Genomic DNA, 21229 nt, shown 5'->3' with positions numbered 1-21229 from the left:
CCACGCCCCCACGGTCGGCAGCCCGTGGTCGCGGGATCGCGGGGCCGCCCGCGTGCGGTGGATCCGGCCGGGCACGCGGCGGCGCGCACTGTAGGAATCCCACAGCCCCCCGGACGAGCCACTGTCAGGGCCCGATTCCCCGATCGCCGTACGGTACCGATAGGTTTTCGGCGTACCAGACCGCCAGGGAAGACGTACCAGACCGCCAAGGAAAGGGTGATCCGTTGAGCCGCTCGGTTCTCGTCACCGGAGGAAACCGGGGCATCGGCCTCGCCATCGCCCGCGCCTTCGCCGACAACGGCGACCAGGTCGCGATCACCTACCGATCGGGAGAGCCGCCGCAGGCCCTCGCCGAGGCCGGGGTCCTCGCGGTCCGCTGCGACATCACCGACGCCGAGCAGGTGGAGCAGGCCTACAAGGAGATCGAGGAGAAGCACGGCCCCGTGGAGGTGCTGGTCGCCAACGCCGGCATCACCAAGGACCAGTTGCTGATGCGGATGTCGGAGGAGGACTTCACCTCCGTCGTCGACACCAACCTCACCGGCACCTTCCGCGTCGTCAAGCGCGCCAACCGCGCGATGCTGCGCGCCAAGAAGGGCCGCGTGGTCCTGATCTCCTCCGTCGTCGGCCTCCTCGGCTCGGCCGGCCAGGCCAACTACGCCGCCTCCAAGGCCGGGCTCGTCGGGTTCGCCCGGTCGCTGGCCCGCGAGCTGGGTTCGCGGAACATCACCTTCAACGTCGTCGCCCCCGGTTTTGTCGACACCGACATGACCCAGGCGCTCACCGAGGAGCAGCGCAAGGGCATCGTGTCCCAGGTGCCGCTCGGCCGCTACGCGCAGCCCGAGGAGATCGCCGCCGCGGTGCGCTTCCTCGCCTCCGACGACGCGTCGTACATCACTGGAGCCGTCATCCCCGTTGACGGCGGATTGGGCATGGGTCACTGATCACCATGAGCGGAATTCTCGACGGCAAGCGCGTCCTCGTCACCGGAGTGCTGATGGAGTCGTCCATCGCGTTCCACACCGCGAAGGTGGCCCAGGAGCAGGGCGCCGAGGTCATCCTCACCGCCTTCCCCCGCCCCACGCTCACCGAGCGCATCGCCAAGAAGCTGCCGAAGCCGGCCAAGGTCATCGAGCTGGACGTGACCGACGGCGAGCACCTGGACCGGCTGGCCGGCCTGGTGCGCGAGGAGCTCGGCTCGCTGGACGGCGTCGTCCACTCCATCGGCTTCGCGCCGCAGGACGCGCTCGGCGGCAACTTCCTCAACACTCCCTTCGAGTCCGTCGCCACCGCGATGCACGTCTCGGCGTTCTCCCTGAAGTCGCTGGCCATGGCGTGCAAGCCGCTGATGAGCGACGGCGGCTCGATCGTCGGCCTCACCTTCGACGCCCAGTACGCCTGGCCGCAGTACGACTGGATGGGCCCGGCCAAGGCCGCGCTGGAGGCCACCTCCCGCTACCTCGCCCGCGACCTGGGCAAGGACGGGCTGCGCTGCAACCTGGTCTCGGCCGGTCCGCTGCGCTCCATGGCCGCCAAGTCCATTCCGGGCTTCTCGGAGCTGGCCGACGTCTGGAACCACCGCTCCCCGCTCACCTGGGACATGAACGACCCGGAGCCGGCCGGCCGCGGCGTCGTGGCGCTGCTCTCCGACTTCTTCCCGAAGACGACGGGCGAGATCATCCACGTCGACGGCGGCGTGCACATGATGGGCGCCTGACCGCGCGCCACCCCCGCTGAACGGCCCCCGGCCGCGCCACCCCTCCCGACAGCCCGGAGGCGGTGGCGCGGCCGGGGGCCGTCGCGGTCCCGCGGCCTCCGCCGCCGCTCCGGTCGAGAAGTCGCCCGATCCCCCGCAGAATGGGGTGGAACCGGACTTCTTGTCAGGCTGCGGGAGGGAGAGAGCCGTGCGCCCCACGCACCGCCGGACCCGTCTCCTGCCGGCCGCCGCGGCCGCCGTCGCCGCCCTCGCCGTACCGCTGGGGGTGCACGCGGCCACGGGGGCCGACTCCGGTGCGGGGGCCGCACCCCCGGAGCCCGAACCGGCCGGCTCCGAGTGCCGCACGTCCGTCGACGGCTCCCGCGTCGTCGCGTACTGCCACAACCCCTACCCGTCCACCGACCTGGTCCGGCTGCACACCGAGTGCGACCGGTGGTGGGACGTGGACGCGGACGGCGCGGCGGTCGCGGTGGAGCCCGGCCGGACCGTACGGCTGGAGGACCGCTGCTGGAAGGAGGTGGCGACCGCCTGGGTCAGCCACCGCCCGGCCCCGCTGTGAACGGCGCGCGAGCGCTGGGGCCCGTCCGCCCCCTCCCGCCGTCGACCGCGGGGCGGCCGCGTCCGCGACCCGGCGGGACGGTCCGCCTACCCCCGGTCCACCAGGCAGCTCAGCGCGTGCGCCGCCGCCTCGGCCGCCGCCGTCTCCGGGTCCTCGGCGCGGATCGCCTCGACGAGGCGCGCGTGGTCCATGTGGTTCTCCGGTCGCAGCTCAGGGCCCACGTCGCCGCGCAGGTAGTCGCGCAGCAGGTCGCCGAGGTCCGCGTACAGCTCGGTCAGGACGTCGTTGTGCGAGGCGGCCACCACCGCAAGGTGCAGCGTGGCGTCGGCCGCGACGAACGCCTCCGCGTCGCCCGAGGCCCAGGCGTCCTCGCGGCGCGCCATCAGCACGTCCAACTGCCGCAGGTCCCGCTCGGTGCGCCGGACGGCCGCCAACCGCGCCGCCGACGACTCCAGCGTCGACCGCAGCTCCGCGATGTGGCGGGGGTCGGCCGCCGCGAACCGCCGGTGCATCACCCCGGCCAACTCGCTCGTGGCGATCACATAGGTGCCCGACCCCTGCCGGATGTCGAGGAGCCCGTTGTGGGCCAGGGCCCGTACCGCCTCGCGGACGGTGTTGCGGGCCACGCCCAACTGTTCGACGAGCTCGGGCTCGGTCGGAATCCGCGCGCCGACCGGCCACTCGCCCGAGGTGATCTGGTTCCTCAACTGGGCGATCACCTGGTCGGCGAGGGCCGAACGCCGTGGGGACGTCAGCGCCATGGTGCTCCTTGCTCGGGGGGCCGGGGGAGGGGCGTGCGGTCCGGATTCTCCCAGGGGCGGCAGGGTGCGCGCGCGGCGCCGCGAGGTCCGCGCCCGGACCGCGAACGACGCATTGGACAGGAAATCATCCCATGATTCTATGATGGCCCCATGCCGCACGACGAGACCCGGACACCGACCCGGAAGCGAGGCGCCGCCGCGCGCACCCCCCACGACCCCCGCACCCCCGCGCTCCCCGGAGCGCCCGGGGCCCCGGCGCCCTGGCTGCTGCGCCTCGTCGCCGCGGGGCTCGTCCTGGCCGCCCTGAACCTCCGCCCCGCCATCACCAGCCTCGGCCCCCTCCTCGAAGAGGTCCGCGAGGGGCTGCGCATGAGCGGCAGCGTCGCCGGCGTCCTCACCTCCGTACCGCCGATCTGCTTCGCGGTCTTCGGCGTGATGGCGCCGCGCCTGGCCCGCCGCTTCGGCGCGGGCGCCGTCGTCTGCGCGGGCATGGCGGCCATCGCGACCGGCCTGGCGGTCCGCCCGTACGTCGGTTCCACCGCCGGGTTCCTGGCGGTCAGCGCCCTGGCCCTGATGGGCATCGCCGTCAGCAACGTCCTCATGCCGGTGATCGTCAAGCGCTGGTTCCCCGACCGCGTCGGCACCATGACCGGCCTCTACTCCATGGCCCTGGCCCTCGGCACCTCCCTCGCCGCCGCCGTCACCGTCCCGCTCACCGGCGCCCTCGGCGGCGCCTGGCAGTCCGGGCTGGCGATCTGGGCCGTCCCGGCCGCCGTCGCCGTCCTGCCCTGGGTCGTCCTCGTCCGCGACCGCACCCCCGCCCCCGAGCGGCCCGACGCCCGGCCCGCCGGAACGCGGGCGTTCCGGCTCACCCGCAGCCCGATCGCCTGGGGACTGGCCTGTTTCTTCGGGCTCCAGGCCACCGCCGCCTACATCACCATGGGCTGGATGCCGCAGATCTTCCGCGACGCCGGGGTCCCGGCCGGCACGGCGGGCGTCCTGCTCGCCGTCACCATGGCGATGGGCGTCCCGCTCGCCTTCGTCATCCCCCGCGTCGCCTCCCGGCTCACGCACCAGGGCCCCATCGTCGTCGTCCTCGGCCTCTGCGGCCTGACCGGCTACGCCGGCCTCTACCTCGCCCCCGCCGGCGGGGCCTGGGCCTGGGCCCTGCTCCTCGGGGTGGCCAACTGCGCCTTCCCGCTCGCCCTCACCATGATCGGGATGCGGGCGCGGACCGGAGCGGGCGTGGTCCGGCTGTCCGCCTTCGCCCAGTCCGCCGGCTACCTGCTCTCGATCCCCGGCCCGCTGCTCGTGGGCGTGCTCCACGACCGCAGCGGCGGCTGGGGGCTGCCGATCGCCCTGATGGCGGGCCTCATGGTGCCGCAGATGGCGGCCGGCATCCTCGCCGGCCGGGACCGGACGATCGAGGACGAGAGCTGAGATGCGAGACTGGCCCCATGCCTGTGCTCGATCCGCACCCCCAGAACGGTCAGAAGAAGCTCCTCCTCGTGCTGGGGGCGATGCTCCTGGTGACCGTGGTCATCGGCGTGATCGCCTCCATCGCTGCTCCCTGAGCCGTACGGCCGCTTCCTGAGCCGTACGGCCGCTCCTGAGCCGTGTACGGGGCGTCTCTGAGCCGTTCCGCCGCCTCCTGGGCCTGCTCCGACGCCCGGTGGATGGTGGGGCTTTCCCCACCACCCCTAGGGGGCCAGGACCAGGGTGAAGTGGGTGGCCCGCCGGATGGGGCCGGCCCCGCGCGTTCCGTAGGTTCTTGGGTGACGACCCGACGACCCACGGAGGCGCACATGCCGCTCCCCAGCCCCACCAGGCCCTCCCGGCCGCCGCGGGGCGGTGCCGGGGCCCGGCTGCCCTGGTGGGGCCTCGCGCTGCCCGCCGTCGCGTTCGCCGTGCTCCTCACGGTGATCAGCGGCTCCGGCCGGGCGCAGGCCGCCCCCGCCGACCCCGCGTTCGGACGGCTGATCGAGCGCACCCTGCTCTTGCTGGCCCGCTGAGGCGGCAGGCCCCGGACCAGCGCCCCGACCGTTCGGACAGGCCCGTCAACACCCTGCGCCCCAGGTCGCGTTTCGTGCGAAGCTGAGACGCATGAGCGTCGAGACACCTCGCAGGATCGTCCTTCTCCGGCACGCCAAGGCGGAATGGTCGCAGGCCTCCGACCACGAGCGCCCGCTGGCCGAACGCGGCCGCAAGGAAGCGCCCGTGGCCGGCCGCAGGCTCGCCGACTCCGACATCGATGTCGATCTGGCCCTCTGCTCCAGCGCCGTCAGGACGCGGGAGACCTGGAAGCTGGCGGTCCACGAGTTCGCCCAGCGCCCCCGGACCGTCTACGAGGAGCGGCTGTACGAGGCCTCCCTCGGCGACCTGATCGCCCTGTTCAACGAGACCCCGGACGAGGTCCGCACCCTCCTGGTCATCGGCCACAACCCCGGAATGCACGCGGCCGCCGACGCCCTCTCCGGGTCGGCCGAGGGCGACACCCTGGCCCGGATGACCAGGGACGGCTTCCCCACGGCGGCCTACGCCGTGGTGGAGTTCCCCGGCTCCTGGAAGAGCGTCGAGCACGGGGCCGGCCGGCTCACGGAGTACTGGACGCCGAACGACTGAGCGGGAGAGCGGGGGAGCGGGGAGCGGCAGCGGTTCCGCCCCTCTTGCGCCCGGCCCCGCTCATACCCGGTCGGCCCGTGCCCGGCCTGACCCGTGCCCGGTCGGCCCCGCCCGCCCCCGGTCCCGGCGCCTCCACGGCGCCGGGACCTGTCCTCCGTACGCCCCCGCCCACCGGGCAGCGGCGAGGCCCCGCTCGCTCCGCGGGCGGGGCTCAGTCGACGAGGCCGTCCGCCGCCTCGACCTCTTCGCGGGTGATGCCGAGCAGGTAGAGCACGGTGTCCAGGAACGGCACGTTCACCGCGGTGTGCGCCGCCTCGCGGACCACCGGCTTGGCGTTGAACGCGACCCCGAGCCCGGCGGTGTTCAACATGTCGAGGTCGTTCGCCCCGTCCCCGATGGCCACCGTCTGCGCCAGCGGCACCCCCGCCTGCTCCGCGAAGCTGCGCAGCAGCCGCGCCTTGCCCGCCCGGTCCACCACGTCGCCGACGACCCGACCGGTGAGCTTGCCGTCCACCACCTCCAGGGTGTTGGCCGAGGCGAAGTCGAGGCCGAGACGTTCCTTCAGGTCGTCGGTGACCTGGGTGAAACCGCCGGAGACGACGCCCACCTGGTAGCCGAGCCGCTTCAGCGTACGGATCAGGGTGCGCGCGCCGGGAGTGAGCCGCACCTCGGCGCGGACCTTGTCCACCACCGAGGCGTCCAGCCCCGCCAGCAGCGCCACCCGCGCGTGCAGCGACTGCTCGAAGTCCAGCTCGCCGCGCATCGCCCGCTCGGTCACCTCGGCGACCTCGTCCTCGCAGCCCGCGTGCGCCGCGAAGAGCTCGATCACCTCGTCCTGGATCAGCGTGGAGTCGACGTCCATGACGACCAGGCGCTGGGCCCGGCGGCTCAGCCCGGCCGAGACCACCGCGACGTCCACCCCGATCTGCGCGGCCCCGGTCGCCAGCGCGGTCCGCAGCTCCGCCGTCCCGGTCCCCGAGACCGCGAACTCCACCGCGGTGACCGGGTACTTCGCCAGCCGGAAGACGCGGTCGATGTTCCCGCCGGTCGCGGTGATCGTCGCCGCTATGGCGGCGGTCGACTCGGCCGTGAGCGGGTGCCCCAGCACGGTCACGTGGGAGCGCCCGTCACCGCGGGGCCGGTTGTCGCCGATGCCCGAGATGATCTCGGCCTGGAGCTTCAGGGAGTCGGCCCAGCTGTGCACGGTCGCCCGCAGGTCGCCCTCGCTGGTGCCGCCCGCCGTGGGCGTGGTGACCAGGGCGCACAGCACGATGCGGCCCCGAGTGACGACCTGCTCGATGTCCACGACGTCCACCGCGTACGCGGCGAGCGTGTCGAAGAGCCCGGCGGTGATGCCGGGGCGGTCCTTGCCGAAGATCTTGACGAGGAGGGTGGGGGCGTCACCGCCCGGCGGGGGCCCGTCACCGGTCCGGCCTGCCTGACGGGGCTCAGGGGACTCAGGAGACGAGGGGGACTGAGGTGGCTGAGATGCGCTCATGGTGCTCCCACCGTATCGGTCCCTCCGCCCTCCCCGGCCGCCCGTCCCGAGTGCCGGACGGGGACCCGAGGGGCCCGGCGCTCGATCTCGGCGGGGCCGGGCGTCCGGTATCGGCCAGCCGTCCGCCCCGGCACCGACCGGGGGCGTACGCCCGCGCATTCCGTACGGTCGGGCCCCGGCCTGCGCAGGGGTGCCGGGCGCGTACGGTGACGGCCCGCGCGGGGCGCACACGCGGTCGGGGGTCTGGCCGGTAGTCGTCTTGCACCTGATCCCACCGGCCGCCCGATATGCATCGGAAAGATGTCATCCGGCCTTCTCCGGGTGGTGAACGGCCCTTCATGGGCACTTCTCCCGTTAGCCACCCGTCCGTCTGCCGCGCGGCGGCGTCCCGGCGCGCATCCGCGCGTTCTCCCCGCTCGCCCGGCTTTCCGTTCGGGGACCGGTCCTGGAATAGTTCCCCACGATGTTCAGCATCCCTGGACTCCCTACGACGGGGGGTGGCTCGGGGGACGACTAGTGGGGCGCGGAGTGCCGGAACTCGTACTGGAATTGAATGGCAACACCTGGACGCTCGATCCGTCCAGGCCGTACACCCTCGGACGTGATCCGCAGGGCGACCTGACGATCGACGACGCCAGGGTGTCGTGGCGGCACGCCACGATCAGTTGGGGCGGCAGCGGGTGGTTCATCGAGGACCACGGCAGCACCAACGGCACCTACGACCAGGGTAGGCGGGTCCAACGGGCGGAGGTCGGCCCCGGCACCGTGCTGCACCTGGGCAACGCCACCGACGGGCCCCGCCTCAGCCTCACCGCCGCGGTGGGCGCGGGCGGCGGGGCGGTCGGCGCACAGCCGCAAGGGGGCCAGGGGGACTGGGCCGGGCAGCAGCAGCCGGCGCAGCAGGCCCCCGCCCCCCAGCAGGGCTGGCAGCAGCCGCCCGCCCAGCAGCCGCCCGCCCAGCAGCCGCCCGCCCCGCAGCAGGCGCCCCAGCAGCAGGCTCCGCACCAGCAGATCCCGCACCAGCAGGGCCTGCACCAGCAGGGACCGCACCAGCAGGGACCGCAGCAGCAGGGCCCGGCGCATCCGGCGGGGCCGGGGCAGGGCGGCGCGGCGGGGGCGCCGTCGGTCTACGGCGACCGCAGCCCGACCACGTTCCACCAGCTCGCCCTCGGCCGGGTCATGCGCATCGGTCGAGCGCTCGACAACGAGCTGGTCGTCTCCGACCTCCAGGTCTCCCGCCACCACGCCGAGTTCCGCGCGACGCCCGACGGCCGCTTCGAACTCCGCGACCTGGGCTCGCACAACGGCACGTACGTCAACGGCCAGCCGCTGAACAAGTCCGGGTCCGCGCTCATCGGCCCGAACGACATCGTCGGCGTCGGCCACTCGACGTTCCGGCTGGTCGGGGACCGGCTGGAAGAGTTCGTCGACACCGGTGAGGTCTCCTTCTCCGCCCGCCACCTCACGGTGACGGTCGACGGCGGCAAGCAGATCCTCAAGGACGTCTCCTTCGGCGTCCCGGAGAAGTCGCTGATCGCGGTCATCGGCCCGTCCGGTTCCGGCAAGTCCACCCTGCTCAAGGCACTGACCGGTTACCGGCCCGCCGACCAGGGCGACGTCCTCTACGACAACCGGAACCTGTACAAGCAGTTCGCCGAGCTGCGCCAGCGCATCGGGCTGGTCCCGCAGGACGACATCCTGCACAAGGAGCTCACGGTCGCCAAGGCCCTCAAGTACGCGGCCAAGCTCCGCTTCCCCGCGGACACCACCGAGGCCGAGCGCCAGGCCCGGATCACCGAGGTCCTCGCCGAGCTGAAGCTCGACATCCACAAGGACAAGAAGATCACCTCGCTCTCCGGCGGCCAGCGCAAGCGCGTCTCGGTCGCCCTGGAGCTGCTCACCAAGCCCTCGCTGATCTTCCTGGACGAGCCGACCTCCGGCCTCGATCCGGGCATGGACCGCGACGTGATGCAGTTGCTGCGCGGTCTGGCCGACGACGGCCGCACGGTGCTGGTGGTCACGCACTCGGTGGCCGAGCTGGCCATCTGCGACAAGCTCCTGGTGATGGCGCCGGGCGGGGCCGTCGCCTACTTCGGCCCGCCGGACGAGGCGCTGAACTTCTTCGGCTACACGAGCTGGGCCGATGTCTTCTCCGCGTTCGAGAACTACCGGGACTACGACTGGGCCGGCCGCTGGCGGGGCTCGCAGCACTACCAGATGTACGCCGCCGACATCGACGCCGTCGCGGCCCAGCCCGTCCACATGCCGCCCCCGCAGCAGATGCGCCCGCCGAAGCCGCAGGGCTGGACGGCCCAGTTGTGGACGCTGATACGGCGCTACGTCTCGGTCATCGCCTCCGACAAGGGCTTCATGGGGCTGATGGTGATCCTGCCCGCCGTGCTCGGCGTGGTCAGCGTGGTCATCCCCGCCGACTTCGGCCTGGCCGAGCCCACCCCGCCGACCCGGTTCAACGGCAAGGCCGGAACGATCATGCTGATCCTCGCGGTCGGCATGTGCTTCTCCGGCGCGGCCAACTCCGTACGAGAACTGATCAAGGAACGGGTCATCTACGAACGGGAACGGGCCACCGGCCTGTCCCGCTCCGCCTACCTCATGTCGAAGGTGATCGTCCTCGGCGTGATCACCGCTCTCCAGGGCGTCATCATCTGCGGCATCGGCTTCGCCACCCGCGAGCTGCCGGACGAGGGCCTGCTCATGCCGCCGGCCGTCGAGATCTGCCTCTCCATCATCGCGCTGGGCTTCACGTCGATGATGGTCGGCCTGGTCATCTCCTCGCTGGTGAAGACGGCCGAGAAGACGATGCCGCTGCTGGTCATGTTCGCGATCATCCAGGTCGTCTTCACCGGCGTGCTCTTCCAGGTGTACGGATCGCCCGGCCTGGAGCAGTTCGCCTGGCTGATGCCGTCCCGCTGGGCGATCGCCGCCGCGGGCACCACCCTGGACCTGGCGCACCTGATGCCGCCGTGGGACCCGAAGAACCCGACGGACCTCGACCCGCTGTGGGAGCACACCGCGGGCCAGTGGGGGATCAACATCGCCGTGCTGGTCGCGATCGGCCTGGTCTGCGGCGTCGCGGTCGCGCGCCTGCTGCGCCGCCACGAGCCCGAGGTCATGCGGAAGTAACGCGTCCGCGATCGATCACGCCGGAAGGGTCGGCGCCCGCTCGGGCGCCGACCCTTCCGGCGTGGTGCCGATCCGTCCCGGACGGATCAGTACGCGCTGTCGACGTTGTCCATGGAGCCGTAGCGGTCGGCCGCGTAGTTGCAGGCGGCGACGATGTTGGCGACCGGGTCGTACAGGTCCTTCTTGGTGCCCGCCACGTGGTAGCGCTCGAAGGTCGGCTGGATCACCTGGAGCAGGCCCTTGGAGGGGATGCCGTTGCGGGCGTTGATGTCCCAGTTGTTGATGGCCCACCGGTTGCCGCTGGACTCACGCATGATGTTGCGGTGAATCCCGCTGTACGAACCCGGTATGCCTTCCTTCTTCATGATCGACATGGCCTCGCGGATCCAGCCGTCCAGGTTGTTGGCGTAGACGGGCTTGCGCGGCGTGGAGCGGTTGGCGGCCTCGGTTCCGCGCTTCTTCGCGTCGGCGGCGGCCTTGGCCTTCGCCTTCGCGTCCGCGGCGGCCTTCGCCTTGGCGGCGGCCTTGGCCTTGGCGGCGTCGGCGGCCTTCACCAACTGCTCGGCGGTGGCGTGCTGCTCGATCATGCTGTTCTGCACGGTCTTGGCCTGTGCAGATCCTGCGGCGGCGGTGAAGGCCACGGGAGCAGCGGCTGCTGCTGCCTGCGGGGCAATCTCGGCCTCGGCGTTCGACGGGACGAGCGAGAAGGTCAGGGCGGCGACGCCAAGGGCCGACACACCGGCCACGGAGATCTTCTGGACCTTGTTCAGACGACGGAGACGGCTGGGAATGCGAGTCGCGGACATGCAGAGCTACCTCTTCGAATGCGCAGGTGTCCTCACGGAGGACGAGACGGGAGCGAGGGTTCGCATCTCCGTCGGGGACGTTGCAATTCTTAGCGGCGGCAAAATGCCCTGGCAAAGGTGTGACGTACGAAGACGCGTAGTGGAACAGGGTCCCGTTCGTCCGAAATAACCCCTGGCCATGCCCACCCAAATCGCCCTTATGGGCCCACTAGGTGCGTTCGTACGTGACCTGGGTCCTATGCGCGGGCTCACATGGGCGGGGGTGCCGCCTCACTGATCGTTGCTCCAGCAATGCGGAATGTGACCTTCCGGCCTGGTCGCGTCCCCGGTCGCGCGAGGCAGCCGCCCCGGAGGCCCGCCGCCCGCTGCCGCCCCGTGCCGCCGCCCGCCGGGCCCTGCCCCGCAGTCCCGCCCCCTGCCGCCCCGCGCCGCGAACGCCGCCGCCCGCCGGGCCCCGCCCCGGAGACCCGCCCCCCCCGCTGCAGCCCCGGAGGCCCGCCCCCCTCCCGCCCCGCGCCGCGAAAGCCGTCGCCCGCCCCCCCGGACGCCCGCCCCCCCCGGACGCCCGCCCCCCCGGACGCCCGCCCCCCCGGACGCCCGCAGCCCCGCCCTCGCCCCCGCCCCCGCCCGTGGTCCTACGCCCTCCGGCCGAGGCGGGCCCCGCCCGCGGCCCGAGCTCCCGCCCGTCCACCCCCGCCCACAGCCCGATACGGAGCCCCGGCCCCGCCGGTACGGTGATCCCATGAGTCACCGCCCCCCGTCGGGCCTCGCCGCGGTGAGTGCCGCACTGCTCGCCATGAGCCGCCACCTCGACGTGGGCGACGTCCTGAAGACGATCGTCACCTCGGCCCGCGAACTGCTCGACGCCAAGTACGCTGCCCTGGGCGTCCCGGACGACCACGGCGGCTTCGCCCAGTTCGTGGTCGACGGAGTCAGCGACGAGCAGTGGAAGGCCATCGGCCCGCTGCCCCGGCAGCACGGCATCCTCGCCGCGATGCTGCACCAGGCGAAGCCCCAGCGCCTCGCCGACGTCCGCGAGGACCCCCGCTTCGAGGGCTGGCCCGACGCCCACCCCGACATGTCCGACTTCCTCGGCGTGCCCATCACGGACGGCGACGAGATCATCGGCGCCCTGTTCCTCGCCGACAAGCAGTGCCCCAAGCCCGACGGCGGCTGCGGCTTCACCGCCGAGGACGAGGAACTCCTCTCCACGCTCGCCCAGCACGCGGCCATCGCCCTGACCAACGCCCGCCTCTACGAGCGCAGCCGTGAGCTGACCATCGCCGAGGAGCGCTCCCGCCTCGCCCACGAGCTGCACGACGCGGTCAGCCAGAAGCTGTTCTCCCTCCGCCTCACCGCCCAGGCCGCCGCCGCCCTCGTCGACCGCGACCCGGCCCGCGCCAAGGGCGAGCTCCAGCAGGTCGCCGCCCTCGCGGCGGAGGCGGTCGACGAGCTGCGGGCCGCCGTCGTGGAACTGCGTCCCGCCGCCCTCGACGAGGACGGGCTCATCGCCACCCTCCGCACCCAGGTCCAGGTCCTGGACCGGGCCCACCACGCCGAGGTCGCCTTCGAGAGCCACGGCGTACGGACCCTGCCGGCCGCCCAGGAGGAAGCCCTCCTCCGGGTCGCCCAGGAGGCCCTGCACAACGCGCTGCGCCACTCCGGCGCCCGGCGCGTCACCGTCACCCTGACCCGGCGCGGCCCCGCGACCGTCCTGCGCGTCACCGACGACGGCCGGGGCTTCGACCCCGCCACCGTCCGGCGGGCGGGCCGCCACCTCGGCCTCGTCTCCATGCGCCACCGGGCGAGCAGCGTCGGCGGCCGGCTCGCCGTCGCCTCGGAGCCCGGCAAGGGCGCCACGATCGAGATGGAGGTCCCCGGTGGCTGACAAGACCATCAGGGTGCTGCTGGTCGACGACCACCAGGTGGTCCGCCGCGGACTGCGCACCTTCCTGGAGGTCCAGGAGGACATCGAGGTCGTCGGGGAGGCGTCCGACGGCGCGGAAGGCGTGGAACGCAGCGAGGAGCTGCGCCCCGACGTGGTCCTCATGGACGTCAAGATGCCGGGGACCGACGGCATCGAGGCCCTGCGCCGGCTCCGCGAGCTGGACAACCCCGCCAAGGTCCTCATCGTCACCAGCTTCACCGAGCAGCGCACGGTGGTCCCCGCCCTGCGCGCCGGAGCCTCCGGCTACGTCTACAAGGACGTCGACCCGGACGCCCTGGCCGGGGCGATCCGCTCGGTGCACGCCGGCCACGTCCTGCTCCAGTCGGAAGTCGCCGGCGCCCTGCTCGCCCAGGACGACGCCGGCGGCGGAACCGGCCGGGGCGGCACCCTGACCGAACGGGAGCGCGAAGTCCTCGGCCTCATCGCCGACGGGCGCTCCAACCGCGAGATCGCCCGCGCGCTCGTCCTCTCGGAGAAAACGGTCAAGACCCACGTGTCGAACATCCTGATGAAGCTCGACCTGGCCGACCGCACCCAGGCCGCGCTGTGGGCGGTACGCAACGGAGCCGCGGGCTGACCGCGCGAACCGTACGCCGGACGCCCCCAGGGCCGCCCGGCGTCCGCTGAGCCCCCCGTCCGGCCGCGGGCTGACCGCGCATACAGGGCGCCGGACGCCCCCCCAGGGCCGCCCGGCGTCCGCGGGCCCCGGCTACCGCCGGACCTCCCCGCCCTCCACGTACGCGTTGTACGCCGCCACCTGCGCCCGCCGGGCCACCCGCTCCACCGGCCGCAGCGCCTCCCCCCGCGCCGCGATCTCCGACGCGCTCACCGCGCCGCCGGGCCCCCTCTCGTACGCCACCGAGACCAGCAGCCCCACGCGCTGGGCCAGCTCCAGCACCCGCACCGCCCGCGGCGGGTACCCCGGCGCCAGCACCTCGCGCCCCCGCTCCGCCCGCGCCCGGTACGCGTCCACCGCCGCCTCGGCCACCGGCCCGGAGCCCGCCACGTCCAACCGCGCCAGCGCCGCCGTCGCGTCCCGCAACGCCTCCGCCAGCTCCCGCTCCGCCTCGCCCAGCGAGGGCACGTCCGCCGGCGGCGCCTCCCGCACCGGCAGCACCCGCCACACCACCTCGACGTGCAGATCCCCGGCCGGCCCCGCCTCGCCGACCTCCGGCACCAGCCCGTACGGCGCCCCGAACGCGATCACCGCCTCCCGCGCCTCCAACGCCCGCGCGTTGAAGTCGGGCGGCCCGCTCAACCCCAGCGGATGCCCCGGCGCGGGCAGCGCCACCCGGAACCCGGTCGCCCCCAGCACCCGCAGCCGGCCGAGCGCCAGCGTGAGCCCGACCGGCCCCGCCTCGCCCGGCAACCCCTCGACGCGGTGCACCGCGTCCTGTCCGACGATCGCGACGGCGGCCTCGTCCGGCGAGACGAGACCGGCCAGCAGCGCGTTCCCCCAGGCGGCCAACAACCCTGAACGTGGTTCGACAAGCATGACGACAGCCTAGGGAACGGACCTCACGCCGGAAGCACTCGCACGGTGGCGTAGGTTTTCCCTGGGAGCCGTGCCCACCGGCACGCGACGATCGACGAGACTGCATGGGGAGACGACGCGCTCATGAGCGATGTACTGGAGCTGGTGGACGTATCCGTGGTCCGCGACGGACGCGCTCTGGTGGACGACGTCTCCTGGTCGGTCAAGGAGGGGGAGCGCTGGGTCATCCTCGGTCCCAACGGCGCGGGCAAGACGACCCTCCTCAACCTCGCCTCCAGCTACCTCTACCCCAGCAGGGGCACCGCCACGATCCTCGGCTCGCGCCTGGGCGGCGTCGGCTCCGACGTCTTCGAGCTGCGCCCCCGCATCGGCATGGCGGGCGTGGCGATGGCCGACAAGCTCCCCAAGCGCCAGACCGTCCTGCAGACGGTCCTCACCGCCGCCTACGGCATGACCGCCACCTGGCACGAGGACTACGAGGCCGTCGACGAGGAGCGCGCCCGCGCCTTCCTCGACCGCCTCGGGATGAGCGAGTACCTCGACCGCAGGTTCGGCACCCTCTCCGAGGGCGAGCGCAAGCGCACCCTGATCGCCCGCGCCATGATGACCGACCCCGAGCTGCTGCTCCTCGACGAGCCCGCCGCCGGGCTCGACCTCGGCGGCCGCGAGGACCTCGTCCGCCGTCTCGGCCGCCTCGCCCGCGACCCGTACGCCCCCTCCATGATCATGGTCACCCACCATGTCGAGGAGATCGCCCCCGGCTTCACCCACGTCCTGATGATCCGCCAGGGCAGGATCCTCGCGGCCGGTCCGATGGAGACCGAGCTCAGCTCCCGCAACCTCTCCCTCTGCTTCGGCCTCCCGCTGATCGTCGAGCGCACCGGCGACCGCTACACCGCCCACGGCCTGCCGCTCTCCTGAACGGGCGCCGCTCCCGGCCCCGCCGAGGCCCCGTCGCCCCGATCCACGGCCCCCGCGCGGCAGTTGGGCCCCGTGCGCCCTGTCGGTGACGGTCCGACGGTCCTACGATGACCATGTGGACATCGACGCGTGGGTGTGGTGGCTGATCGGCGCGGTGGGACTGGGCATTCCCCTCGTCCTGACCGCGATGCCCGAATTCGGGATGTTCGCCGTCGGGGCGGTGGCCGCATCGGCCGTCGCCGCCCTCGGCGGCGGAATCGTCGCGCAGGTGCTGGTCTTCGTCGTGGTCTCGGTCGCGCTGGTCGCCGTCGTGCGCCCGATCGCCGCGAGACACCGGGGGTCCCGGACCGGCCATGCCAGCGGCATCGACGCGCTGAAAGGCCGTCAGGCGGTCGTCCTGGAACGGGTCGACGGCTCCGGCGGCCGCATCAAGCTCGCCGGCGAGGTCTGGTCCGCCCGCTCGCTCGACGAGAGCCAGGTCTTCGAACCAGGCAGCCGGGTCGATGTCGTGGACATCGACGGAGCGACGGCCGTCGTCATGTGAGCGAACCGCGTACGAGGCGGGCCGAGGTCTGCCAGACTCGAAGTCGATCATGCCGATCATCGTGGGAACCCGACCCGGACCCCACAGATCCCCATGACGACCGCCGTGGGACCCCACGGCACAACCGAACCCGATCACCGCGATCCGTCGGCAACCGAAGGGCACGAGAGACACGATGCAACCGATCATCATCGTCCTGATCATTCTGGTGGTGCTCGTCTTCATCGCCCTGATCAAGACGATCCAGGTCATCCCGCAGGCCAGTGCCGCCATCGTGGAGCGGTTCGGCCGCTACACCCGCACCCTGAACGCGGGCCTGAACATCGTCGTCCCGTTCATCGACTCGATCCGCAACCGGATCGACCTCCGCGAACAGGTCGTGCCCTTCCCGCCGCAGCCCGTCATCACCCAGGACAACCTGGTCGTCAACATCGACACCGTCATCTACTACCAGGTGACCGACGCCCGCGCCGCGACCTACGAAGTCGCCAGCTACATCCAGGCGATCGAGCAGCTCACCGTCACCACCCTCCGCAACATCATCGGAGGCATGGACCTGGAGCGCACCCTCACCTCCCGCGAGGAGATCAACGCCGCCCTGCGCGGAGTCCTCGACGAGGCGACCGGCAAGTGGGGCATCCGCGTCAACCGCGTCGAGCTGAAGGCGATCGAGCCGCCGACCTCCATCCAGGACTCGATGGAGAAGCAGATGCGCGCCGACCGCGACAAGCGCGCCGCGATCCTCACCGCCGAGGGCATCCGGCAGTCCCAGATCCTCACCGCCGAGGGCGAGAAGCAGTCCGCGATCCTGCGCGCCGAGGGCGAGTCCAAGGCCGCCGCCCTGCGCGCCGAGGGCGAGGCCCAGGCCGTCCGCACGGTCTTCGAGGCCATCCACGCCGGAGACCCGGACCAGAAGCTCCTCTCGTACCAGTACCTCCAGATGCTCCCGAAGATCGCCGAGGGCGACGCCAACAAGCTCTGGATCGTCCCCAGCGAGATCGGCGACGCCCTCAAGGGCCTCAGCGGGGCCTTCGGGAACTTCGGCGGCGGCGGCGCGTCCGGCTTCAACGCCGGCGGCAACGGCGGCAACCCCGGCTCCTCAGCGGTGGAGCGACGCGAGGAACCCCCGGTCTCCTGACCCCGGAGCTCCGTCGTGCATGATCGGTGAGGCCCCTCGACCTTCGCGGCGGGGAGGCTTCACCGACCATCGAAGGAGATGGCCTTGTCCCTCTGGGAAATACTCGCGGTCTTCGCGGCCGGCGTCGGCGCGGGCACGATCAACACGATCGTCGGCTCGGGCACCCTGATCACCTTCCCCGTCCTGCTCGCCACCGGCCTCCCACCGGTCACCGCCACCGTGTCCAACGCCCTCGGCCTGATCCCCGGCTCCATCAGCGGGGCCATCGGCTACCGCAAGGAGCTGGCGGAGCAGCGCCGACGCGTCCTGCGCCTGGGCGCCGGCGCGGCCATCGGCGGCGTCACCGGGGCGACCCTGCTGCTGGCCCTGCCCTCCACGGCCTTCGAGACCATCGTCCCGGTCCTGGTCGCCCTCGCCCTCGTCCTGGTGATCCTGCAACCCCGCATCAGCCGAGCCGTGCAGCGCCGCCGCGAACACACCGGCGTCCCCGCCCGCCCGGACGGCGGCCCGCTCCTGTTCACCGGCCTCATGCTCGCCAGCGTCTACGGCGGCTACTTCACCGCCGCCCAGGGGATCATCTACCTCTCCCTCATGGGGATGCTGCTCGACGACACCATGCAGCGCCTCAACGCCGTCAAGAACGTCCTGGCCGCCGTGGTCAACAGCGTCGCCGCGCTGTTCTTCCTCTTCGTCGCGGACTTCGACTGGACCGCCGTCGTCCTGATCGCGGTCGGCTCGGCCATCGGCGGCCAGATAGGGGCCAAGGTCGGCCGCCGCCTGAGCCCGAAAGTGCTGCGCGCCCTCATCGTCGCCGTCGGAACCGTGGCCATCGTCCAGTTGCTGCTCCGCTGACGCCGAAGGGCCCGCCCCCTCGGCGGGACGGGCCCTCGGACGTCTCGTACGGGTGCGCCGACGCTGCCGGCAGCCGTCCTACGCGGCCGTCGCCGCCCCGTCCAGCCACTCCGGGAGCGCCGCCCGGTCGCCGGCCCCCATCGCCAGCAGCATCGCCTCGGCGGGGGAGGGGACGAACGGCTGCTTCAGCAGCGGCATCCCCGCCTGCTCCGGCGTCCGGGCCGCCTTGCGGTGGTTGTCCTCGGCACAGGAGGCGACCGTGTTCAACCAGGTGTCCTGCCCGCCCTGGGCGCGCGGCACCACGTGGTCCACGGTGGACGCCCGCCGCCCGCAGTACGCGCACCGGTGCTGGTCCCGTATCAGCACGCCTCTCCTGGACCACGGGGCCTGTTGTCGGAACGGCACCCGGACGTACCGGCAGAGCCTGATCACCCGGGGCGCCGGGATGTCCACGGCGGCACCGCGCATACGCAGCTCGGGATGCGCCTGCTCGACGACGGCCTTGTCCGTCAGGATCAGGACCACAGCGCGGTTGAGCGTCACCGTCGACAGCGGCTCGAAGCTCGCGTTGAGGACCAGCGTGTCACGCATCCTGCCCACCTCCCGTGTGCCGCCCGCCCCCTGGCAGGCCCGGACCAACTCTGGCCGGGCAGACCGCGATGGACAACGAAATAAAAAATGCCCTGCTCTGGTCTCTCCAAGACCAGAGCAGGGCAAACGGCAGACGAACTAATCGCCGGCGGGGGCCTCGTACTCACCGATCAACTGGGCGCGCCCCAACGTGTGGAAGCGGAGGTTGAACCCGACCACCGCGGGTGAGGCGTCGCTGTCGACGCCGAGCTTCTCGACGTCCACCGCGTACACCGTGAACACATAGCGGTGGCTCTCCCCGGCCGGCGGCGCGGCGCCCCCGAACTCCTTGGACCCGTAGTCGTTACGGGCCTGGACGGCCGCGGCGGGCAGCCCGTCGAACGCTCCGCTGCCCGCGCCGGCGGGAAGTTCCGCCACCGACGCCGGGATGTCGAAGACCACCCAGTGCCAGAACCCGCTGCCCGTGGGGGCGTCCGGGTCGAAACACGTCACGGCGAAGCTCTTGGTCTCCGCGGGGAAGCCCTCCCACCGCAGGTGCGGCGACGTGTTCCCGGCCGCGAGCACCTGGGCGTCGCCCAGGGCGGCTCCCGGCGGGAGATCGTCGCTGACCACGGTGAACGCCGGAACCTCCGGGTGGAAGTCGTGCGGCAGCGGGGCCCTCTTCGGCTCGGTCACGTCTCGTACCTCTCCTGATCGGCTCGCAGGTCTTCGGCAGGTCTCCGCGTCCGACCTTAGAGCCAGTTGCGCTCTCCGCCGACCTGGGCGAGCCACTGGTTGAGGTAGGCCGCCCAGTCGGTCTGCCGGTAGTCCTGCAGCCCCACCTTGAACGCGCGGAAGGAGTCGCTGCCCTGGCTGAACAACCCCGGCTTCTTGTCCATCTCCAGGACGACGTCCATCTCGCGGTCGTCGGCGATGAACGACAGCTCGACCTGGTTCAGCCCCCGGTACTGCGCCGGCGGTACGAACTCGATCTCCTGGTAGAAGGGCAGCCGCTGACGGGTGCCGCGGATCTGCCCGCGCTCCATGTCGGCGCTGCGGAAGGTGAAGCCGAGCTGCCGGAAGGCGTCCAGGATGGCCTCTTGGGCCGGCAGCGGGTGCACGTTGATCGGGTCCAGGTCGCCGGAGTCCAGCGCGCGGGCGATCTCCAGCTCGGTGGTCACCCCGATGTTCATCCCGCGCAACTGCTGACCGCCGAACGTGGTGATCGGCGTCTCCCAGGGGATCTCCAGGCCGAAGGGCACCACGTGCACGGCGCCCGCCTGCACCTCGAACGCGCCGCCGAGCCGCACCTTGGTGAACTCGATGTCCTGCTTGGTCTCCTGGTCCCCGCCCTCGACCTCGACCCGCGCCTGCAGACCGACGGAGAGCCCCTCGATCTGCTGGGACACCGATCCGCCCTGGACGCGCACCTCGCCCTGGACGATCCCGCCGGGGACGACGTTCACCTCGGTGAGCTCCGTCTCCACCGACGCGCCGCCGGCGCCCAGGCTCGCGAGCAACCGCTTGAAGCCCATGTCCACTCCTTCTTGGTCCTGACCTCTGGACCTCTAGATACGAGCCATGACCGTAGCCGGTTCCCGTCCGCGCGATCCCAGTACCCTCGGTCGGCATGACGCACAGCCTGGACCGCGCCCCCCTCACGCGCGACTTCTTCGACCGCTCCGTACTGGAGGTGGCCCCCGACCTCCTCGGCCGCACCCTCGTCCGCCGCAGCCCGGCGGGCACGATCGAGCTGCGGCTGACCGAGGTGGAGGCGTACGCCGGCGAGGTGGACCCCGGCTCGCACGCGTTCCGGGGCCGCACTCCGCGCAACAGCGTGATGTTCGGCCCGCCCGGCCACACGTACGTGTACTTCACGTACGGGATGTGGCACTGCCTCAACCTGGTCTGCGGCCCCGAGGGGCGGGCGAGCGGGGTGCTGCTCCGGGCCGGCGAGATCAACGTCGGCGCCGGCCTGGCACGGGAGCGACGCCTTTCGGCCCGTAACGACAAGGAACTGGCCAAGGGTCCGGCCCGCCTCGCCACCGCGCTGGACGTCGACCGCGACCTGAACGGGAGCGACCTCTTCAGCGGTCCCACCGCGGCCCTGTCCGTCCTGCACGGCACGCCGCCGCCCCGTGACCAGGTGCGCAGCGGCCCTCGCACCGGCGTGGGCGGCGACGGCGCCCACCAGCCGTGGCGCTTCTGGATCGACGGGGATCCCACGGTGAGCCCCTACCGCGCCCATGCCCCGCGCCGCCGGGCGACCCGCAAGGCCACTTGACGCACCCCTCGGCGACGCCTAATGTGGTCCGAGCCGCTTGACACGGGTATCGCTGTCGGCGCGATCCATCGGATCGCACCGAGCCCACCCGAAGCAGCCAAAACCACTACGGACGACGCACCCTGACGGGTGTGTATTCGTCGTGCCTTCCATGCACTCGACAGTCTCGATTATGAGCTGTCCCGCATATCGGCTAACGTGGTGAACACGCCGAAAGGCAAAGGCCACTCCGCAGGCCACTGGAATTGAATTCGGACCGGAAACGGGACGAAAGGGAGTCTGGTAAAGTCGGAACCGCCGGAAAGGGAGAGCGCGAAAGCGCAGGATCTGGAAAGCATCCCGCTTCGACCGGGAATCGGACGCGAAAGAG

General features: G+C 72.3%; 22 protein-coding genes. 15 read left to right on the top strand and 7 right to left on the bottom strand.

What is annotated here, in order from left to right; translation table 11 throughout:
* Window positions 1–224: 224 nt before the first annotated feature.
* From fabG to ACZ6EJ_RS24065, 3 genes are all read left to right on the top strand, one after another.
* Complete coding sequence (gene fabG / locus ACZ6EJ_RS24075) at window positions 225–944, top strand: 3-oxoacyl-[acyl-carrier-protein] reductase (RefSeq protein ID WP_469269890.1); 720 nt, start codon at window positions 225–227, stop codon at window positions 942–944.
* A gap of 5 nt (window positions 945–949) precedes the next feature.
* Complete coding sequence (gene fabI, locus ACZ6EJ_RS24070) at window positions 950–1717, top strand: enoyl-ACP reductase FabI (RefSeq protein WP_469269889.1); 768 nt, start codon at window positions 950–952, stop codon at window positions 1715–1717.
* A gap of 187 nt (window positions 1718–1904) precedes the next feature.
* Entirely contained in the window at window positions 1905–2276 is a 372-nt protein-coding gene (locus ACZ6EJ_RS24065; RefSeq protein WP_469269888.1) for a hypothetical protein, read from the top strand.
* A gap of 86 nt (window positions 2277–2362) precedes the next feature.
* On the opposite strand, the gene ACZ6EJ_RS24060 is transcribed toward ACZ6EJ_RS24065, so the two are convergent.
* Window positions 2363–3037: a FadR/GntR family transcriptional regulator gene (locus ACZ6EJ_RS24060; RefSeq protein WP_469269887.1), complete on the bottom strand. Its 675-nt coding sequence runs from the start codon at window positions 3035–3037 to the stop codon at window positions 2363–2365.
* A 150-nt stretch (window positions 3038–3187) separates the two neighbouring features.
* Between ACZ6EJ_RS24060 and ACZ6EJ_RS24055 the strand changes: the two genes are divergently transcribed.
* From ACZ6EJ_RS24055 to ACZ6EJ_RS24040, 4 genes are all read left to right on the top strand, one after another.
* Window positions 3188–4477 (top strand): CynX/NimT family MFS transporter, encoded by a 1290-nt coding sequence (locus tag ACZ6EJ_RS24055; protein ID WP_469269886.1) that lies wholly within the window; start codon window positions 3188–3190, stop codon window positions 4475–4477.
* A 17-nt stretch (window positions 4478–4494) separates the two neighbouring features.
* Window positions 4495–4611, top strand: coding sequence for an SGM_5486 family transporter-associated protein (locus tag ACZ6EJ_RS24050; protein WP_469269884.1), 117 nt, complete (start codon window positions 4495–4497; stop codon window positions 4609–4611).
* Window positions 4612–4842: 231 nt separating this feature from the next.
* Entirely contained in the window at window positions 4843–5049 is a 207-nt protein-coding gene (locus tag ACZ6EJ_RS24045) for a hypothetical protein (RefSeq protein ID WP_469269883.1), read from the top strand.
* A gap of 91 nt (window positions 5050–5140) precedes the next feature.
* The gene (locus ACZ6EJ_RS24040; protein WP_469269881.1) at window positions 5141–5659 is read left to right on the top strand and encodes a SixA phosphatase family protein; all 519 of its coding nucleotides are present in this window, start codon (window positions 5141–5143) and stop codon (window positions 5657–5659) included.
* A 211-nt stretch (window positions 5660–5870) separates the two neighbouring features.
* Here ACZ6EJ_RS24040 and serB read toward each other — a convergent pair whose 3' ends face one another.
* Window positions 5871–7157 (bottom strand): phosphoserine phosphatase SerB, encoded by a 1287-nt coding sequence (serB, locus tag ACZ6EJ_RS24035; RefSeq protein WP_469269879.1) that lies wholly within the window; start codon window positions 7155–7157, stop codon window positions 5871–5873.
* 516 nt (window positions 7158–7673) lie between these two features.
* On the opposite strand from serB, the gene ACZ6EJ_RS24030 reads away from it, so the two are divergent.
* On the top strand, window positions 7674–10301 hold the full coding sequence (locus ACZ6EJ_RS24030) for an ABC transporter ATP-binding protein/permease (RefSeq protein ID WP_469269878.1): 2628 nt from the start codon (window positions 7674–7676) through the stop codon (window positions 10299–10301).
* An 86-nt stretch (window positions 10302–10387) separates the two neighbouring features.
* On the opposite strand, the gene ACZ6EJ_RS24025 is transcribed toward ACZ6EJ_RS24030, so the two are convergent.
* A complete protein-coding gene (locus ACZ6EJ_RS24025) occupies window positions 10388–11107 on the bottom strand; it encodes a transglycosylase SLT domain-containing protein (RefSeq protein WP_469269877.1) in 720 nt (239 codons plus the stop codon).
* A gap of 742 nt (window positions 11108–11849) precedes the next feature.
* Between ACZ6EJ_RS24025 and ACZ6EJ_RS24020 the strand changes: the two genes are divergently transcribed.
* Both ACZ6EJ_RS24020 and ACZ6EJ_RS24015 read left to right on the top strand, forming a co-directional pair.
* Entirely contained in the window at window positions 11850–12995 is a 1146-nt protein-coding gene (locus ACZ6EJ_RS24020; RefSeq protein WP_469269876.1) for a GAF domain-containing sensor histidine kinase, read from the top strand.
* On the top strand, window positions 12988–13632 hold the full coding sequence (locus tag ACZ6EJ_RS24015; RefSeq protein ID WP_469269875.1) for a response regulator: 645 nt from the start codon (window positions 12988–12990) through the stop codon (window positions 13630–13632). The genes ACZ6EJ_RS24020 and ACZ6EJ_RS24015 overlap by 8 nt, the downstream gene beginning before the upstream one ends.
* A gap of 132 nt (window positions 13633–13764) precedes the next feature.
* On the opposite strand, the gene ACZ6EJ_RS24010 is transcribed toward ACZ6EJ_RS24015, so the two are convergent.
* Window positions 13765–14550 carry a hypothetical protein gene (locus ACZ6EJ_RS24010; RefSeq protein WP_469269873.1) on the bottom strand — a complete coding sequence of 262 codons (786 nt, stop codon included), beginning with the start codon at window positions 14548–14550 and terminating at the stop codon, window positions 13765–13767.
* Window positions 14551–14673: 123 nt separating this feature from the next.
* Here ACZ6EJ_RS24010 and ACZ6EJ_RS24005 point away from each other — a divergent pair, with 123 nt between their 5' ends.
* The 4 genes from ACZ6EJ_RS24005 (at window position 14674) to ACZ6EJ_RS23990 (ending at window position 18005) form a co-directional block, all read left to right on the top strand.
* Entirely contained in the window at window positions 14674–15471 is a 798-nt protein-coding gene (locus ACZ6EJ_RS24005; RefSeq protein ID WP_469269872.1) for an ABC transporter ATP-binding protein, read from the top strand.
* Between the two features lie 115 nt (window positions 15472–15586).
* Window positions 15587–16015, top strand: coding sequence for an NfeD family protein (locus tag ACZ6EJ_RS24000; protein ID WP_469269870.1), 429 nt, complete (start codon window positions 15587–15589; stop codon window positions 16013–16015).
* Between the two features lie 175 nt (window positions 16016–16190).
* Window positions 16191–17153, top strand: a complete 963-nt coding sequence (locus ACZ6EJ_RS23995) for an SPFH domain-containing protein (RefSeq protein ID WP_469269869.1) — start codon at window positions 16191–16193, stop codon at window positions 17151–17153.
* Between the two features lie 78 nt (window positions 17154–17231).
* A complete protein-coding gene (locus ACZ6EJ_RS23990; protein ID WP_469269868.1) occupies window positions 17232–18005 on the top strand; it encodes a sulfite exporter TauE/SafE family protein in 774 nt (257 codons plus the stop codon).
* 78 nt (window positions 18006–18083) lie between these two features.
* Here the strand turns inward: ACZ6EJ_RS23990 and ACZ6EJ_RS23985 are convergent, their stop codons facing one another.
* From ACZ6EJ_RS23985 to ACZ6EJ_RS23975, 3 genes are all read right to left on the bottom strand, one after another.
* Window positions 18084–18596 carry an HNH endonuclease gene (locus ACZ6EJ_RS23985; protein ID WP_469269866.1) on the bottom strand — a complete coding sequence of 171 codons (513 nt, stop codon included), beginning with the start codon at window positions 18594–18596 and terminating at the stop codon, window positions 18084–18086.
* A gap of 138 nt (window positions 18597–18734) precedes the next feature.
* Window positions 18735–19271: a YbhB/YbcL family Raf kinase inhibitor-like protein gene (locus ACZ6EJ_RS23980; RefSeq protein ID WP_469269865.1), complete on the bottom strand. Its 537-nt coding sequence runs from the start codon at window positions 19269–19271 to the stop codon at window positions 18735–18737.
* 56 nt (window positions 19272–19327) lie between these two features.
* Window positions 19328–20110 (bottom strand): sporulation protein, encoded by a 783-nt coding sequence (locus ACZ6EJ_RS23975; protein ID WP_469269864.1) that lies wholly within the window; start codon window positions 20108–20110, stop codon window positions 19328–19330.
* Between the two features lie 95 nt (window positions 20111–20205).
* On the opposite strand from ACZ6EJ_RS23975, the gene ACZ6EJ_RS23970 reads away from it, so the two are divergent.
* Window positions 20206–20859 (top strand): DNA-3-methyladenine glycosylase, encoded by a 654-nt coding sequence (locus ACZ6EJ_RS23970; RefSeq protein WP_469269863.1) that lies wholly within the window; start codon window positions 20206–20208, stop codon window positions 20857–20859.
* Window positions 20860–21229: the final 370 nt, after the last annotated feature.

Source organism: Streptomyces sp. NPDC041970, from assembly GCF_055588985.1.
The sequence above is the reverse complement of the archived record's forward strand: the minus strand, read 5'-3'. Positions and strand labels throughout refer to the sequence as shown.